The sequence below is a fragment of the Micromonospora trifolii genome, assembly GCF_022229005.1.
Lineage (GTDB): Bacteria > Actinomycetota > Actinomycetes > Mycobacteriales > Micromonosporaceae > Micromonospora > Micromonospora trifolii.
Genome location: NZ_JAKKFD010000002.1, coordinates 41,013 through 57,309, shown reverse-complemented (window position 1 = coordinate 57,309; position 16,297 = coordinate 41,013). Strand labels below are relative to the sequence as shown.

Below are 16,297 nucleotides of genomic sequence, written 5' to 3'. Positions count from 1 at the left end.
TGACTCACGGGCATCATGATGCCTGCGAGTCATCACGCTCACGGGCGTATCCGCCGCTCGGCGGAGCACCACCTCGGCGTCAGCGGACCACGCCGAGCCCGGTGAAGGACCTGTCGTACTCGGTGAACGACTGGTGGTTGTACGGGGCGTAGATCCAGGTCCGCAGCGAGTTAGCGGCGGTGTCGACCCGGTTGGCGGCGATGCCCGTGTGACCGGAGAAGACGAACCGGATGTTGGCGTACTGCTTGACCAGGTTGTCGAAGAGGTACTGCGGGCTGGTCGCGCCGTACCCGGCGCTCTGCTCGATGGCGCCGCTGCCGTCGATGTAGTCGTGGGTGACGACGATGACGTTGTGCCGGGGGTTGGCGGCGACGACGCTCCTGGCCCAGTTCACGGCCTCGAGCCGCGGCCAGAGCTCCAGTGTGAGCACCATCCACTGGACCCCGCCGGCCTCGAAGGTGGAGTACGAGTTGTCCACCTTGCCGCTCTCGAACTGGCCCTTCACCGCGCCGTACTGGCTGGCGGTGAAGTACCTGTTGAAGACTGTGGTGTCGCGAACGAGTTCCCGGGTGTGGGCGGGGTCCCGGGCGGAACCACCCTCGCCGGTCGCCTGGGTGTCGTGGTTGCCGATCGCCAGCGAGTACGGGAGGCCCGCGGTCTCGATCGGACGCATCGCGTCGCGGGCGATGACGTACTGGGAGTGGTCGGGAGTGTCCCAGTTGACCACGTCACCAGAGTGCGTCACGTAGCGCAGGTCCAGCGCGGAGCGGTTCTGCACCAGCCAGTTGGTGCGGTTACGGAACCGAGTGTCCGAGCTGTTGAGCACCTCCTGCTGGGTGTCCGGCAGGACGGCGAAGCTGAACTTCGTGTCGGTGGCGCCCGCGGTTTCCATCCGCGCGTACGCGATGTGGACGTTGCGGTCGCAGGGGTCGGCCCGGAAGTCGTTGACGAGCTGGATCCGCACGGTGTGCTGGCCGGCGCCGACCGCCGTGCCGACCGGGTAGGTGCCGTAGCTGGTCGCGCTGACGATGGTGGTCTGGCCGACGGCGACACCGTCGACCGTCACCCGGACGGTCGGCCAGCCCTGGCAGTTGTCCCCGATGGCTCCGATCAGCACACGCCCGGAACCGCTGATGCTGGTGGTGGCGTAGCTGGAGTTGCCCCAGAGCGAGGCGTGTGTGCCGGAGGAAGGCACTGGGGTGCCGGTCGCCGTACGGATCGCCCCGTCCACGACTGTGAACTGGGAGGGCTCGGCGGCGCTCGCCGTACCCCCGGTGAGTGTTCCGCCAGCCATGGCGACCATCAGCGCCGCGGCCGTCGCCACGAACCTGGACCTGGATCTCCTGATACGCACTGCTGATCCTCCCTTGCCGACATCTGCCCACAAGCTGGGCATTCGCAGCGTAGAGAGGATCAGGACGACACATGTGAATGCTTCGAGACCATCCTGAGTACCCGAGCTGTACGTTCCGTTTCCGCACGGCCCGGGACGCGGCGCGGTCCTAGCGGCTGGTGCGGCCACCCGATCGATTCGCGCCGGCGGCGGAGGGCCGGTGCGCGATGCGCGGCGCCCGCACGGCCGAGGCGTTGCCGGCGCCGGGGCGGTAGTCCCGTGCCGCGCTGGCGACCATCTCGTCGGCATCGCGAGCGAGCGCCTGCCGGATGTGCGGCGGAACGAACTCGGACGTCGCCATCGCCAGTCGGACCTGCACCGCGCGGTCGTCGACCAGGTTGGCCAGGTCCGCCTCGTCCAGCTCGACGGCCCGTACCAGCGCGGCACGGACGTCGACCACCGGGTCCGCGGCGAGCGCGCTGCGCTGCTCGGCGGTGGTCCGCGGGTTGCGGGCAACCCCCTTGCGTACGCGTGCGGTGCGATCGGCCAGCAGGGCGGTGATCACGTCGGGGTCGTGGGTGTGCGTGGCGAGTCGTTCCCGTACCTCGGGTGACACGTCGTCGATCAGCTTGGCGGCCAACTCCGGCTCCAGCACACGACTCTCCGCGAGGAGACCGCGAAGCTCCTTGTCCGAGGTCTCCGACATGACCTGGCGGATCGACTCGTCACAGGCCGGGTTGCCGGCGACCGCCCAGCGGACCCACCGGTCGTCGTCCTTCACTAGGCGCATGAGGTTGGCGATCGAGGTGGAGGGGTTCCTCGCCACTGCCTCCCGGACCTGACGATCATGGTCGCGGGTGAGCGGTCGCAGGGCCTGCGCTGGCGCGTCGGCCCGAGCGGCGACCGCCTTACGGACCAGGACCGACGGATCGGACGCCAGGTCGATAAGGGTCATTTGTGGCGTTGTGGGGTCCTGAGCGAGGGCGAGCCGAGCGTCAGCGTTGCCACCGATCGGACGGTGGGCGGTGGTGCCGGACCCGCTGTGACTGTCGGCCTCGCCGACGTCCTGCTGTTTCCCCATGGCGCAATCATGTCACGCGCCCGATGCGGCAGTACCGGCCGCGGGCGGGACCGGGGCGGGTAGGCGCAGGCCGGACATGCCGCCGTCCACCGGCAGCGACGAACCGGTCACCGACCCGGTCGCGGGCGACGCGAGGTAGACGACGGCGGCGGCCACCTCGTCGGCGGTCACCAGGCGGCCGGTCGGCTGCCGGGACGCCAGCTGCCGCTTCTCGGCCGTCGGGTCGGCCGCGCCGGCGAGCAGGCGGGCCACCCAGGGCGTGTCGACGGTGCCGGGGGCGACGCAGTTGACCCGGACGCCCTCCGTCACCAGGTCGGCGGCCATGGCGAGGGTGAGGGCGTGCACGGCACCCTTCGACGCCGAGTACAGGGCGCGTTTGGGCAGGCCGACGGTCGCCGCGATCGAGGAGATGTTGACGATCGCGGCGGACGACGACCGTCGCAGGTACGGCAGGGCGACGGCGCTGGTTCGGGCCACGCCGGAGACGTTGACGTCGAGTACCCGGCTCCACTGCTCGTCGTCGTCCTCCTCCACGGTGCCCACGGCCGAGATGCCGGCGTTGTTCACCAGGATGTCGATGCCGCCGAACGCCTCCGCGACCGAGGCGACGGCAGCGCTGAGGGAGGACCGGTCGGCCACGTCCGCCCGGACGCCGAGCAGGCCGGGATCCTCCGGCAGACCGGACAGCTCCAGGTCCAGGACACCCACCCGGGCGCCGGCGGCGGCGAACGCCCGCACGCAGGCGAGGCCGATCCCCGATCCACCTCCGGTCACCACCGCCACGAGACCGTCACACCGCATGCTGCTCTCCCCTTCCGAGTGGTCCGCTGAGGTGACGCACCGCCGTCAGACCCATGCCGGCCCGTCGGGGTACGCGTACGTGGCGAGGCTCTCCGGACGCATCGCGGCGGAGAAGCCGGGGGCGCTGGGCGCCACGTAGTGCCCGTCCTTGATCACCACCGGATCGAGGAAGTGCTCGTGCAGGTGGTCGACGTACTCGACGACCCGGTCGCGCATCGAGCCGGACACCGCCACGAAGTCGAACATCGACAGGTGCTGCACCAGCTCGCACAGGCCCACTCCCCCGGCGTGCGGGCAGACCGGCACCCCGTACTTCACGGCCAGCAGCAGGATGGCGACATTCTCGTTCACGCCCCCCACCCGGCACGCGTCGATCTGCACGACGTCGACAGCGTCTGCCTGGAGCAGCTGTTTGAACACGACCCGGTTCGCGACGTGCTCGCCGGTGGCGACCCGGATCGGCCCGCCGTCGGGTGCGCTGGTCGCCAGGGCGGACCGGATCGCCGCGTGGGCGAGCACGTCGTCTGGGCTGGTCGGCTCCTCGATCCACCACGGGTCGTACGGCGCCAGCTCCCGCATCCGGTCGACCGCCTCGGCGACGTCCCAGCGCTGGTTGGCGTCGAGCGCGATCCGGATCTGCGGGCCGACCGCCTCGCGGGCGATCTTCAGGCGGCGCACGTCGTCGGCGGCGTCCGCGCCCACCTTCAGCTTGATCTGGGTGAACCCGTCGGCCACGGCCTGCCGGGCCAGCCGGACCACCTTGTCGTCGGGGTAGCCGAGCCAGCCGGGTGACGTGGTGTACGCGGGGTAGCCCCGCTCGGTCAGCCGGGCGACCCGGTCGGCCCGGCCCGGCTCGGCGGCGCGCAGGATCTCCAGCGCCTCGTCGGGGGTGAGGGCGTCGGTGAGGTAGCGCCAGTCGACCAGGTCGACGATCTGCTCGGGGCTGAGGTCGGCCAGGTAGCGCCAGACCGGCTTGCCCGCTCTCTTGGCGACCAGGTCCCACATCGCGTTGATCACCGCTGCGGCGGCCAGGTGCATCACGCCCTTCTCCGGGCCGAGCCAGCGCAGCTGCGAGTCCTGGGTGAGCGAGCGGGCGAACGCACCGAGGTCCACGGTGTCCGGATCGAGGCCGACCACGTACGGCACCAGCGCCTCGATGGCCGTCCGGCAGACGTCGTTTCCCCGCCCGATGGTGAAGGTGAATCCGTGCCCGTCCGGGCCGTCGTCGGTGCTCAGCACGAGGTACGCGGCCGAGTAGTCGGGGTCGGGGTTCATCGCGTCGGAGCCGTCGAGGTCACGCGAGGTCGGGAACCGGACGTCGTACGTGTCGACCGAGGTGATCACCGCCATCAGGCGTCCCGGAGCGTGTTGCGCTGCCGGCCGAGGCCGTCGATCTCGACCTCCATCACGTCGCCGACGGCCAGGTACGGGAACCGGCCGGAGAGCGCCACCCCCTGCGGGGTGCCGGTGTTGATGACGTCGCCCGGGTCCAGGACCGTGTACTGGGACAGGTGCCAGACCAGGTACGCCACGTCGAAGATCATGTCCTTGGTGCTGGAGTCCTGGCGGGGCTCGCCGTTGACCCAGGAACGCAACCGCAGCGCCTGCGGGTCGGCGATCTCGTCGACGGTGACCAGCCACGGGCCGAGCGGTTGGAACGTCTCGCAGGACTTGCCCTTCGACCACTGGCCGCCGGAGACCGCGAGTTGGAAGTCCCGCTCGGAGACGTCGTTGGACAGCACGTACCCGGCGATGTGCCCGAGGGCGTCGGCCGGTGAGGCGAGGTAGCGGGCCGGTCGACCGATCACCACCGCCAACTCCACCTCCCAGTCGGTCTTCGCCGATCCGCGCGGGATCAGGACCTCGTCGTACGGGCCGACGACGGTGTTGGGCGCCTTGTAGAAGATGATCGGGTCGGTCGGTGGCGCGGCGCCCGACTCGGCGGCGTGCGCGGCGTAGTTCTGCCCCACGCAGAGGACCACCCCGGGCCGGGCGATCGGTGCGCCGACCCGCTGACCGGTCACGTCGATCTCGGGCAGGTCGGTGGCCTCGCGGACCCGCCGGACGCCGTCGCCGGCGAGGAACTCGCCGTCGATGTCGGCGGTGAGCGACGAGAGGTCGAAGTGCCGCCCATCGACGTACAGCACGGGGCGTTCCCGCCCCACGGGCCCGACGCGCATGAATCTCACGAACCAACCTCCAGTGCATAGGTACGAATTGCGGTGCAAGCCCGACGGCTGCTCGCGTCGATGATCACGGCGTCGGCACCTCGCTCGGCAGCAGCCCTTCGGCCTTGAGATCGGCCCACAGCGCGCCGGGCACCTCCCACTCGAACATCGCCACGTTGTCGGCGATCTGCTCCGGGTTCCGGGCGCCGACCACCACGCTGGCGACGGCCGGGTGCCCGAGCGGAAACTGGATCGCCGCGGCCCGCAGCGGTACGCCGTGCCGCTCGCACACCGACCGGATAGCTGTGGCCCGGTCGAGCAGCCACTGGTCGGCCGGGGCGTAGTCGTAGTGGGCGCCCGGTGTCGGGTCGGCCAGCAGGCCGGAGTTGTAGACCCCGGCGGCGATGATCGCGATCCCCTTCGCCTGGCACAGCGGCAGCAGCTCGTCGAAGCCGGACTGGTCGAGCAGCGTGTACCGGCCGGCGAGCATGAAGCAGTCGAAGTCACCGGCGTGGGCCAGCTCGACCAGCCCCGGGGCCTGGTTCATTCCGGCGCTGACCGCGCCGATCTCGCCGGACTCCCGCAGCTGCGCCAACGCCGGGTACGCCCCGGCGACCGCCTCGGCGAGGTGGTCGTCCGGGTCGTGGATGTGCGCGATGTCGATCCGGTCCAGCCCCAACCGGGCCAGGCTCTCCGCGTGAGACCTGCGTACTCCGGCGGCGGAGAAGTCGAACCGCGGCGTGAGGTCGGTCGGCTCGGCCCAGAATTCCTGCCGGTCACCACCGTCGGGCACGAGTAGCCGACCCACCTTTGTGGAGACTGTGAACGCGTCACGCGGCTTGCCGGCGAGGACCGCCCCGGCGCGCCGCTCGGAGAGGCCGCAGCCGTAGAGCGGGGCGGTGTCGAAGTATCGGAGCCCGAGATCCCAGGCCGCCTCGACGGTGGCGTGGGCGACCTCGTCGCCGACGGCGTCGAACATCCCACCGATCGGGGCGAGCCCCAGCCCGAGTCGGGTCACCGCCACGTCGGTACGCCCCACTGTCACCAGTTCGGTGGCCTTCACGCGACGACCCCCTGACCATCGTGGATGAACCGGATCACCGACTGACTCATCCGGTCGTAGTCGTGATCGTTGTCCAGTTCACCAACAATGGCGAACTCCCGCATCACAGCGATCCGATCGGCGAGGGTGACCATCTCCGGCAGATCCGACGAGATCAGCAGGATCGCCATTCCCCGCGCGGCCAGGCCGGCGATCAATTCGTGGAAGGCCGCCTTGGTGCGCACGTCGATGCCGACGGTGGGCTCGTCGATGATGAGCACGTCGCAGTCGGCCGCCAGCCATTTGGCCAGGCTGACCTTCTGCTGGTTGCCGCCGGAGAGCTGACCGGCGTGCTGGTCGGGCGAGGCGAGTCGGATGCCCAGCCGTTCGGCGTACTCGTCGACCAGGGACCGCTCCGCCCGGTCCCGGACCAGCCCGAGCCGGGCCAGCTTGCGCCACACCGTCACGGCCGTGTTGCGGGCCACTGTCTGGTCGAGGAAGAGGCCCTCCTCCTTGCGGTTCTCGGTGACGTAGCCGATCCGGTAGCGGTGCAGCGCGTCGCCCACGTCCCGGATCCGGGCCGGACGCCCGTGCACCAGCACCTCACCGGCGGTGATCCGGTCGAGGCCGAGCAACGCCTTGGCCAGCTCGCTGCGGCCCGCGCCGACCAGCCCGTACAGGCCGACGATCTCGCCGGGGCGGACGGCGAGGTTGACGTCGTGGTGCCCGGCGGTGGTGGCGACGTGGTCGAGGGCCAGCGCCGGTTCGACGTCCGCCGCGACGGTGCGGGCGGCGAGGTGCACCTGCTGGTACGCCCGGCCGACCATCAGGTCGACGATCTCCTCGCGGCTGTGGTCGGCGAGGGGTTCGGCCTCGGCGACGCTGCGCCCGTCGCGCAGCACCGTCACCGTGTCGGCGACAGCGAAGACCTCCTCCAGTTTGTGACTGACCAGCACTGTGGCGTGGCCCCGCTCGGACAGCCGACGCACGATGCCGTAGAGCCGGTCGGCCTCGTCGTTCGTCAGCGACGCTGTCGGTTCATCGAGCAGCAGCACCGTCGAGTCCGCCGACAACGCCTTGGCGATCTCCACCAGTTGCAGCTGGGCCACCGACAGCCGCGACACCGGCAGGTCCGGGTCCAGGTCGAGGTCGAGCAGGTCGAGGCAACGGCGGGCCTCGGTACGCAGGGCCGCCCGGTCGAGCAGGCCGGCGCGTCGGGGCAGGTGTTGCAGGCAGATGTTCTCGGCGACGCTGAACGCCGGGATCAGGTTCCGCTCCTGGTGCACGACACCGATGCCGGCCCGCTGGGCGTCCTGCGGGTTGCCCAGCTGCACAGTGCGCAGCTCGCCGTCGGGCCCGGGCAGCCGCAGGAGCCCACCGTCCGGCCGGTACACCCCGGTCAGGATCTTGATCAGGGTGCTCTTGCCGGCGCCATTCTCGCCGAGCAGCGCGTGCACGCTGCCGGAGGTCACTGTCAGCGTCGCCTCGTCCAGGGCGCGTACCCCGGGGAACGTCTTGACCAGTTTCTCCGCGGACAGCACGACGCTCATCGTGGACCTCCGGAGAGCTTGTCGCGGAACTGACCGAGCAGCACCGCTCCGAGGACGACTGCGCCGATGATGAGGTCCACCCATCGTCGGTTGATGTCGAACTGCGACTGGCTCACGTCGACCAGCCGCACCAGGAAGGCGGCGAGCACCGTGCCGGTCACGCTGATCATGCCGCCGGCCAGGGCCACCCCGCCGATGATCGGCGCGGCGAAGCTGGGCAGCAGCAGGTCGTCGCCGATCGAGGCGTTCACCGAGCCGAAGGCTGCCACCACGATCACCGCGGCGAAGCCGGCCAGCAGCCCGGACAGGGTGTGGGCCAGCACCAGCGCCCGGTCGTTGGAGATGCCCGACAGCCGGGCGGCGAACGGGTTGCCGCCGGAGGCGAGCAGGTGCCGTCCGGGCACTGTGCGCCGGAAGAAGAGGGCCACCCCGACGGCGATCGCGACCGCCAGCAGGAAGACCACCGGTACGCCGGCCAGTGACGCCTGCCCGAACTCGCGCAGGCCGGGCGAGTAGCCCTGGTAGGTGCCGGTGCCGTTCACCCCGTACCGCAGTCCTTCGAGGATCGTCATGGTGGCGAGGGTGACGATGAACCCGTTGATCCGGGTGAAGATCACCAACAGGCCGTTGACCAGTCCGACGACGGCGCCGAGGGCCAGCGCGGCGAGCACCGCGACCGGGGCGGGCAGCCCGGCGTCGATCATCAGCCAGCCCGAGGCCACCGCGCAGAACCCGGTGAGCACGCCCACCGAGAGGTTCATCTGACCGACGGCGAGCACGACCATCTGGGCCAGGCCGATGACGATCGGCAGGGCGAGGAAGCGCAGGAAGGCGTCCAGGGTGCCGGCGGTGAGCAGGTTGAAGTCGGTGGCGACCGCGAGCGCCGCGAACCCGAGCGCCGCGATCACCGCGAGGGTGAACTCGTTGGTCCGGATCACGCTCCTCAAGATGGTGACACCGCCCTTCGCTCGGCGAGCACGGCCCGCAGCCGGTCCAGCGACAGCGCCGCGAGCAACACGAGTCCGATGTAGAGCTTCAGCTCCTCCAGGGAGAACTGGAGGAGGTTGAGGCCCTTGTAGATGACCTGGGTCAGGGTCGCGCCGAGCGCGGTGCCGAGGACGCTGACCGCACCACCGGCGAGCAGCGTCCCACCGAGCACCGGGGCCAGGAACGACGGCAGCAGGAACGACTCGCCGATGTTGGCGGAGAAGGCGCCGTTGTTGGCGGCGAGCAGGAACCCGGCCAGCGCGGCGAGCAGCCCGCTCAACGCGTGTGCGGTGACGACCCGGCGATGGGTGGGGATGCCGGACAGCTCGGCGGCGACAGTGTTGGAGCCGGTCATCAGGATCTCCCGGCCCAGCCGGGCGTGCCGGAACAGCAGGCCGACACCGAGCGCCGCGGCGACCGCGATCGGCACCACCAGCGGGATCCGGGGTCCGCAGACCTCGCCCATGCAGTAGTCGGCGAAGGTGTCGAAGCGCAGGGCGGCGAGCCCACTGGGCTGCACCGCGAACGACACCCCGCCGGTCGCCCAGGTGTAGAGGATCGTGACGAGGCCCAGCAGCCCGAAGTCGAGCGCGAGGGTGACCACGAAGGAGTTCACGCCGGTCTTGGCGATGAGCAGGCCGGCGAGCGCGCCGATGCCCGCCCCTACGGCGAGACCCAGGAGCAGACCGACCAGCAGCGGGACGCCGAGCCGGTCGTAGGCCAGGCCCATCGCGAAGGTGGACAGCGCGGCCATCCGGCCGACTGCCATGTTCATGTGCCCGAGCGAGAGCACGGCGAGCTGGGCGAGACCGACCACGACGTACACGCTGATGTCGGCCTGTAGCGGTGCCAGGGTGAGGCGGGGGTCGAGGAACGCGGGGGTGAGCGACGAGAAGAGGACGACCAGCGCGGCGATGACGATGAGCAGGCCGAGCCGGGGGTTCGCCCAGACCGGCAGGACCCTGGCCGGCGGCCTGGGGTCCGCGGCCGGAGGCACCGCAGGCGCCTCCGGCGCTGTTTCCGTCTTCACGCCACCCTCCTGTCCTCGATCGCGTCGCGGTCCCAGTCGATGCCGAGGCCCGGCTCGCCGGGGGCGAGCGCGTGGCCGTCGACGATCGCGATCTCGGTCCGGGTGATCGCGCGCAGTTGCGGGATGTGCTCGACGTAGCGACTGTTCGGCACGGCCGCGCAGAGGCTCACGTGCAGTTCCATCAGGAAGTGCGGGCAGACCACCACGTTGCAGGCCTCGGCGAGGTGCGCGACCTTGAGCCACGGGGTGATGCCGCCGATGCGCGCGACGTCGACCTGGACGACGCCGGCCGCCTGCCGGCGTAGGTACTCGGCGAACTGGCCGATCGAGTACATCGACTCCCCCACCGCGACCGGGATGCTCGTCGCGCGGGCCAGCAGCTCATGCCCGGCGACGTCGTCGGCGGGCAGCGGCTCCTCGAACCAGGCGAGCTGGTGCGGTTCGAGCAGCCGGGCCCGGCGGATCGCCTCGGCGGCGGTCAGCGACTGGTTGGCGTCGACCATCACGTCGAAGTGCTCGCCGAGGGCCGCCCGGACCGCGCCGATGCGGGCGGCGTCCTCGGCCGGGTTGGGCTTGCCGACCTTCAGCTTGACGCCGGGCCAGCCGGCCGCCTGGGACGCCTTCGCGCCGGCGACCAGCTCGTCCTCGGTGAGGTGCAGCCAGCCACCCTCGGTGTCGTAGAGCGGGATGCGGTCCTTGGCGCCACCGGCGAGCACCCACAGCGGCAGGCCTGCGGCGCGGGCCCGTAGGTCCCACAGGGCGGTGTCGATAGCGGCGAGCGCCAACGAGGTGATGGCACCGACAGCTGTGGCGCGGGTGGCGGCGTGCAGGTCACGCCAGACCGCCTCCACCCGGGCGGCGTCGCGGCCGACCAGGTGCGGCAGCAGGTAGTCGCGCAGCAGCGCGAGCACAGCGGTGCCGCCGGTCCCGATCGTGTACGAGTAGCCCGTGCCGTGCCCGCCGTCGGCCGTGCGCACCTCGACGAAGAGCGTCTCCTGCTTGAGGAACGCCTGTACCGCGTCGGTGCGGACGGTCTCGACGGGAATGTCGACGAGGTACGCGTCGGCCTTGGTGATTGTCGACATCAGCTGCACTTGAGCAGGTCGCCGTCGAACTTCTTGCGCAGTGCCTCGGTGGCGGCGGTGCGGTCGGCCTCGTAGCCGTCCAGGTTGTCCTTTGTCACCACGAACGAGCCCGAGTCGATTGTCACTCCGGCTTCGGCCATGGTGCAGCCGCCGCTGAGCTTCATCAGGGCGTACGAGCCGACCTGGGCCTGACCGACCGGGTTCTGCAGGATGGTGGCGGCCACGGAGCCGCCGCGCAGCCCGTCGAGGACCGTCGGGTCGTCGTCGATGGCGACGACCTTGATGGGCAGCTTCGACTGGCGGACGCCCTCGGCCGAGGCGACCGCCGGGTTGTAGGCGGTGTTCACTATCGCCTGGATCTGGCGGCCCTTCGCGGCGAGGAGGTCGGCCACAGCCCGCTGCGCGCTCTGCAGGTCCTTGTCGATGTCGGTGACGCTCTGGATCAGGGTCACCTTGCCACCGGTCTCGGCGACCGCCTTCTCCACGCCAGCGATCCGGCGCTGGGTGTTGGAGTCGACCTTGTTCCCGGTCAGGTGCACCAGGTTGCCCTGACCGCCGATCGCGTCGATGGCGGCCTTGGCGCCCTTGTACGCGGCGACCTCCACGTCGGTGGAGAGGCAGAAGTCGGCCTTGTTGGCCCCGGCCGGACAGGAGGCCAGCGAGCCGACGGGGAAGCCCTGCCGCTTGAGGTCCTCGAAGGTCGAGTTGATGTTGTCCGGGGAGACGCCGAAGACGCCGAAGGCGTTGTAGCCCTGCGCGGCGAGGGACTTGAGCACGTCGTTCTGCTTGGTCTGGTCCCACCCGGCGGTCTCGTTGAAGGTGACGTCGCCGAGCGCGAGTTCGGTCTTGGCCTTGGCCCCGGCGTCCTTCCAGGGCTGGAAGTACGGGTGCGAGCCACCGGGCACAAGCGCGACCTTGACCTGCGCCGGTTCCCGGCCACCGGTTTCGGCGTCGGTGTTGTCGCTCTTCTTCGTGCAGGCCACAGTGGTCGTGGCGAGGGCCACGACGGTCAGGCCGGAGCCGATTCGGGACAGCATTCTGCGCGACATGTTCGTCTCCTCGGGGGTGGTGGTGGCGAGACGCTGGCGGGGGAACCTATTTCCTATAGGATGTTGCTTTGCTAGTGTGTACTCGCTCACACCGGCACAGTCAAGGGGTTGCTGAGGAGACGAGATGGCCCAGCAGGAACCTCGCGAGGGTCGACTCCGTCCCGCCCGTCGACTCACCCTCACCGAGGACGTCTACGAGTCGATAAAGACGCTGGTCATGGACCACATCCTTCCCCCCGGCGAACGGGTCAACATCGACGCGCTCGCCCGGGAGCTGGATGTCTCCCCCACCCCGGTTCGTGAGGCCCTCGCCCGGCTGGAGGCCGACGGCCTGGTCCGTAAACGCCCGCTCTCCGGCTACACCACCACGCCGCTGCTGAGCCGCGCCGAGTTCGACGACCTGTTCGACGTGCGCCAACTGCTGGAGGGCGCCACCGCCGGACGGGCCGCCACGCACGCCTCCGCCGAAGCCCGCCAACGGATCAGCGTCGAGGCGGCGGCGAGCATCGACGTGGAGGCCGGCGACGGCTATCGCCGACACGCCGCCTTCACCGCGCTGGACGCGAGGTTCCACGACCTGATCGCCGAGGTCTCCGGCAGCCCCCTGCTGCGGGACACCATCACGCGGCTGCACTCCCACCTGCACCTGCACCGGCTGTACTTTCCGGTCGCCGGCGCGCCGGACACCAACACCGAGCACCAGCGCATCGCCGCCGCCATCGTCGCCGGTGACGCGCCAGCCGCCACCGAGGCGATGCGCGCCCACCTCAGCGCCGCCCGGGAGCGCCACCTGCCCGCCTTCGACCAGCTCCCCACCCCCGGAACACCGCGCGACTCGGCGTGACCCACCCCCACCGATCCGAGGAGCCGCCATGCGGATCGCCCTCTTCATCACCTGCGTCAACGACCTCGCGTTCCCGGCCACCGGCATCGCTGTCACCCGCATCCTGCGGCGACTCGGCCACACCGTCGACTTCCCCGCCGACCAGACCTGTTGCGGGCAGATGCACGCCAACACGGGTTACCGGGCCGAGGCCATGCCGATGGTGCGCAACTACGTCGACGTCTTCGACTCCTACGACGCCATAGTCGCGCCGTCCGGGTCGTGCACGGCGATGATCCGCGACCAGTACCCGCACCTGCACCCGCCCGCCACCTCGGTGGCCGCCCGCACGTACGAGCTGTCCGAGCTGCTCGTCGACGTCCTCGGCGTCACCGACGTCGGCGCCGAGTTCAGGGAGACAGTCACCTATCACCCCACCTGCCACGGCCTGCGCATGCTGCGCCTCGGCGACCGACCGCTGACCCTGCTGCGCCAGGTGCGCGGGATCAAGCTGGTCGAGCTGGGCGACGCCGAGGAGTGCTGTGGTTTCGGCGGCACGTTCGCCCTGAAGAACCCGGACGTCTCCACAGCGATGCTCACCGACAAGTGCGCCCGGGTCCGCGACACCGGCGCACGGGTGCTCGCCGCCGCCGACAACTCCTGCCTGGCGCACATCGGCGGCGGCCTCGACCGCCACCGCTCCGGCGTGCGGGCCGTGCACTACGCCGAGATTCTCGCCGAGACGGGAGCCACCTCATGAGCCGTCCGGTCGCACCCGCCACCGGGAGCGGGCGGATCCGCACGCCGCTGCCGTTTCCCACCGCCGCCAAGCCGGCAGTAGCCGACACGCAACTGCGGGCCAACCTGCACCGGGCCACCCGCACCATTCGGGCCAAACGAGCCCGGGTCGTCGACGAGGTACCCGACTGGGAGGCCCTACGGGACGCCGGCGCGGCGATCAAGGCGGACGTCCAACGCCGCCTGCCGGAGCTGCTGGAGCAGTTCGAAGCGTCCGCCACCGCTGCCGGCGCCACTGTGCACTGGGCCCGCGACGCGGCCGAGGCGTGCCGGATCGTTGTCGCGTTGACCCAGGCAGCCGGAGCCGACGAGGTCGTGAAGGTCAAGTCGATGGCCACCCAGGAGATCGAGCTCAACGAGGCGCTGGAGGCCGCCGGGATCGCCGCGTACGAGACCGACCTGGCGGAACTGATCGTGCAGCTCGGCGACGACACCCCCTCGCACATCCTGGTGCCGGCCATCCACTACAACCGGGCCCAGATCCGGGAGATCTTCCAGCGTCGCATGGCCGACGCGCCGGCCGACCTGAGCGACGAACCGGCCGCGCTGGCCGAGGCGGCCCGCGCCCACCTGCGACGGCGTTTCCTCTCGGCCCGGGTCGCCGTCTCCGGCGCCAACTTCGCCGTCGCCGACACCGGCACCCTCGTGGTGGTGGAGTCCGAGGGCAACGGACGCATGTGCCTCACCCTCCCCGAGACGCTGATCAGCGTCGTCGGCGTCGAGAAGCTGCTGCCGACCTTCACCGACCTGGAGGTCTTCCTGCAACTGCTGCCGCGATCCTCGACCGGTGAGCGGATGAACCCGTACACCTCGATGTGGACCGGCGTCACCCCCGGCGACGGCCCGCAGGACGTGCACGTGGTGCTCGTCGACAATGGTCGGTCCGCGGTGCTCGCCGACCCGGTCGGCCGGCCGGCGCTGTCCTGCATCCGCTGCTCCGCCTGCCTCAACGTCTGCCCGGTGTACGAACGGGCCGGCGGGCACGCGTACGGCTCGGTGTATCCGGGGCCGATCGGGGCGATCCTGTCGCCGCAGCTGACCGGCGTGGCCGACAACGCCTCGCTGCCGTACGCGTCGACCCTCTGTGGCGCCTGCTACGACGTGTGCCCCGTGAAGATCAACATTCCGGAGATCCTGGTCCACCTCCGCCAGCAGGCACCGCACCCGCCGGCCGAACGGGCCGCCATGCGCGTCCTGTCCTGGGTGATGCGCAGCCCCCGACGGTGGGCCGCCGCCCTGCGCCTGGCCCGGGTCGGCGCGGGGCCGCTCGGGGCGTACCGTGAGCGGCGCACCGGCGCTCGCACGCTGCGGCGACTGCCCTGGCCCGCGTCGGCGTGGACCCGGTCGCGAGACCTGCCGCTGCCCGCGCCGCAGACCTTCCGGGAATGGTGGGGGAAGCAGTGAGCGCACGTGACGAGATCCTGGCGCGGCTCCGGACGGCCCTGGCCGACAGCCCGCCGCCGGTGCAGGTGCCCCGCGGGTACCGCCGGGTCGACGACCGCCCCGACCTGATCGCCACCCTCGTCGACCGCCTGGAGGACTACAAGGCCGTCGTCCACCATGGCATCGACGCCCTGCCCCGGCTGCTCAGCGAGGTCGGCCGACTCGCCGTGCCCACCGACGTCCCCGCCGACTGGCTGGCCGGCTACGCCGGAGAGCTGCACCGCGACTCGCCCCCGCTGTCACCGGCCGCGCTCGACGACCTGGACGCGGTGCTGACCGGCTGCGCCGTCGTGGTCGCCGACACCGGCACCATCATCCTGGACGCCGGCCCGGCGCAGGGGCGACGCGCGCTCACCCTGGTGCCCGACCGTCACATCTGCGTCGTCCGCACCGACCAGGTCGTCGGTCTGCTGCCGGAGGCGCTCACCCGACTGGACCCGCGCGCCCCGCTGACCTGGATCTCCGGCCCGTCCGCCACCAGCGACATCGAACTCAACCGGGTCGAGGGAGTGCACGGCCCGCGCCGGCTGGAGGTTGTGCTGATCGACTCAGGAGCCTGACGAGGGCACCTGCTCGCGGGGCTCGCCCGCTGGATCCCGCAGCGGAACGCCGCGCACGTTGAGCAGCATGACGATGCCCACGCCGACCACCAGGGCGATGTCGGCGACGTTGCCGACGAAGAAGCCGGCGTAGTCGATGAAGTCCACCACGTGCCCGCGAGCGAACCCCGGCTCCCGAAAGAGGCGGTCCAGCAGGTGCGTCGCCGCGCCACCGAGCACCAGGCCCAACGCCACCGCCCAGGCGCGTGACGTGACCCGCCACGCCACGACAGTCACCGCGACCACCGCCGCCGCCGCGAACACCGCGAAGATCCAGGTGTACGCGGAGCCGATCGAGAAGGCAGCGCCCGGGTTGTACACGAGTCGCAGTTGCAGCAGGTCACCGAGGACGGTGATGGTCTGCCCGCCGGAGAGCGCGGACTCGGCCCAGTATTTGGTGAGCTGATCCGCGGCGAGCACCACAGCAGCGATCAACACGACGGCGCGGAACATCAGGGAACCCTAGCCGGTCACCGGCGACGGTCACCACCGACTGATGCTCCTGACC

The 16,297-nt window shown here is 70.9% G+C and carries 16 protein-coding genes; 4 read left to right on the top strand and 12 right to left on the bottom strand.

Annotated elements, in window-relative coordinates; translation table 11 throughout:
* Positions 1-79: 79 nt before the first annotated feature.
* The 11 genes from NIE79_RS01400 to NIE79_RS01350 all read right to left on the bottom strand — a co-directional run bounded on the left by NIE79_RS01400 (position 80) and on the right by NIE79_RS01350 (position 12,126).
* On the bottom strand, positions 80-1,324 hold the full coding sequence (locus tag NIE79_RS01400) for a carbohydrate-binding domain-containing protein (RefSeq protein ID WP_238676770.1): 1,245 nt from the start codon (positions 1,322-1,324) through the stop codon (positions 80-82).
* A 178-nt stretch (positions 1,325-1,502) separates the two neighbouring features.
* Positions 1,503-2,414: a hypothetical protein gene (locus tag NIE79_RS01395; protein WP_238676769.1), complete on the bottom strand. Its 912-nt coding sequence runs from the start codon at positions 2,412-2,414 to the stop codon at positions 1,503-1,505.
* A 12-nt stretch (positions 2,415-2,426) separates the two neighbouring features.
* A complete protein-coding gene (locus tag NIE79_RS01390) occupies positions 2,427-3,215 on the bottom strand; it encodes an SDR family NAD(P)-dependent oxidoreductase (protein ID WP_238676768.1) in 789 nt (262 codons plus the stop codon).
* 45 nt (positions 3,216-3,260) lie between these two features.
* Entirely contained in the window at positions 3,261-4,565 is a 1,305-nt protein-coding gene (locus tag NIE79_RS01385) for an enolase C-terminal domain-like protein (RefSeq protein ID WP_238676767.1), read from the bottom strand.
* Complete coding sequence (locus NIE79_RS01380) at positions 4,565-5,404, bottom strand: fumarylacetoacetate hydrolase family protein (protein WP_238676766.1); 840 nt, start codon at positions 5,402-5,404, stop codon at positions 4,565-4,567. Before NIE79_RS01380 ends, NIE79_RS01385 begins: the two co-directional genes overlap by 1 nt.
* Positions 5,405-5,468: 64 nt before the next feature.
* Positions 5,469-6,446, bottom strand: a complete 978-nt coding sequence (locus NIE79_RS01375; RefSeq protein WP_238676765.1) for an aldo/keto reductase — start codon at positions 6,444-6,446, stop codon at positions 5,469-5,471.
* Positions 6,443-7,975: a sugar ABC transporter ATP-binding protein gene (locus NIE79_RS01370; RefSeq protein ID WP_238676764.1), complete on the bottom strand. Its 1,533-nt coding sequence runs from the start codon at positions 7,973-7,975 to the stop codon at positions 6,443-6,445. The genes NIE79_RS01375 and NIE79_RS01370 overlap by 4 nt, the downstream gene beginning before the upstream one ends.
* Positions 7,972-8,913 carry an ABC transporter permease gene (locus NIE79_RS01365; RefSeq protein WP_238676763.1) on the bottom strand — a complete coding sequence of 314 codons (942 nt, stop codon included), beginning with the start codon at positions 8,911-8,913 and terminating at the stop codon, positions 7,972-7,974. Before NIE79_RS01365 ends, NIE79_RS01370 begins: the two co-directional genes overlap by 4 nt.
* 5 nt (positions 8,914-8,918) lie before the next feature.
* Positions 8,919-9,992 (bottom strand): ABC transporter permease, encoded by a 1,074-nt coding sequence (locus NIE79_RS01360; RefSeq protein ID WP_238676762.1) that lies wholly within the window; start codon positions 9,990-9,992, stop codon positions 8,919-8,921.
* The gene (locus NIE79_RS01355) at positions 9,989-11,077 is read right to left on the bottom strand and encodes a mandelate racemase/muconate lactonizing enzyme family protein (RefSeq protein WP_238676761.1); all 1,089 of its coding nucleotides are present in this window, start codon (positions 11,075-11,077) and stop codon (positions 9,989-9,991) included. The genes NIE79_RS01360 and NIE79_RS01355 overlap by 4 nt, the downstream gene beginning before the upstream one ends.
* Complete coding sequence (locus NIE79_RS01350; protein ID WP_238676760.1) at positions 11,077-12,126, bottom strand: sugar ABC transporter substrate-binding protein; 1,050 nt, start codon at positions 12,124-12,126, stop codon at positions 11,077-11,079. Before NIE79_RS01350 ends, NIE79_RS01355 begins: the two co-directional genes overlap by 1 nt.
* 124 nt (positions 12,127-12,250) lie before the next feature.
* Between NIE79_RS01350 and NIE79_RS01345 the strand changes: the two genes are divergently transcribed.
* From NIE79_RS01345 to NIE79_RS01330, 4 genes are read left to right on the top strand one after another with little or no spacing between them, the layout of a single operon-like run.
* Complete coding sequence (locus tag NIE79_RS01345) at positions 12,251-12,970, top strand: GntR family transcriptional regulator (RefSeq protein ID WP_238676759.1); 720 nt, start codon at positions 12,251-12,253, stop codon at positions 12,968-12,970.
* 28 nt (positions 12,971-12,998) lie between these two features.
* The gene (locus NIE79_RS01340) at positions 12,999-13,709 is read left to right on the top strand and encodes a (Fe-S)-binding protein (protein ID WP_238676758.1); all 711 of its coding nucleotides are present in this window, start codon (positions 12,999-13,001) and stop codon (positions 13,707-13,709) included.
* On the top strand, positions 13,706-15,151 hold the full coding sequence (locus NIE79_RS01335; RefSeq protein WP_238676757.1) for a LutB/LldF family L-lactate oxidation iron-sulfur protein: 1,446 nt from the start codon (positions 13,706-13,708) through the stop codon (positions 15,149-15,151). Before NIE79_RS01340 ends, NIE79_RS01335 begins: the two co-directional genes overlap by 4 nt.
* The gene (locus NIE79_RS01330) at positions 15,148-15,750 is read left to right on the top strand and encodes a LutC/YkgG family protein (protein ID WP_238676756.1); all 603 of its coding nucleotides are present in this window, start codon (positions 15,148-15,150) and stop codon (positions 15,748-15,750) included. The genes NIE79_RS01335 and NIE79_RS01330 overlap by 4 nt, the downstream gene beginning before the upstream one ends.
* Here the strand turns inward: NIE79_RS01330 and NIE79_RS01325 are convergent.
* Entirely contained in the window at positions 15,739-16,242 is a 504-nt protein-coding gene (locus NIE79_RS01325; RefSeq protein WP_238676755.1) for a signal peptidase II, read from the bottom strand. The genes NIE79_RS01330 and NIE79_RS01325 overlap by 12 nt on opposite strands.
* Between the last annotated feature and the right edge of the window lie 55 nt (positions 16,243-16,297).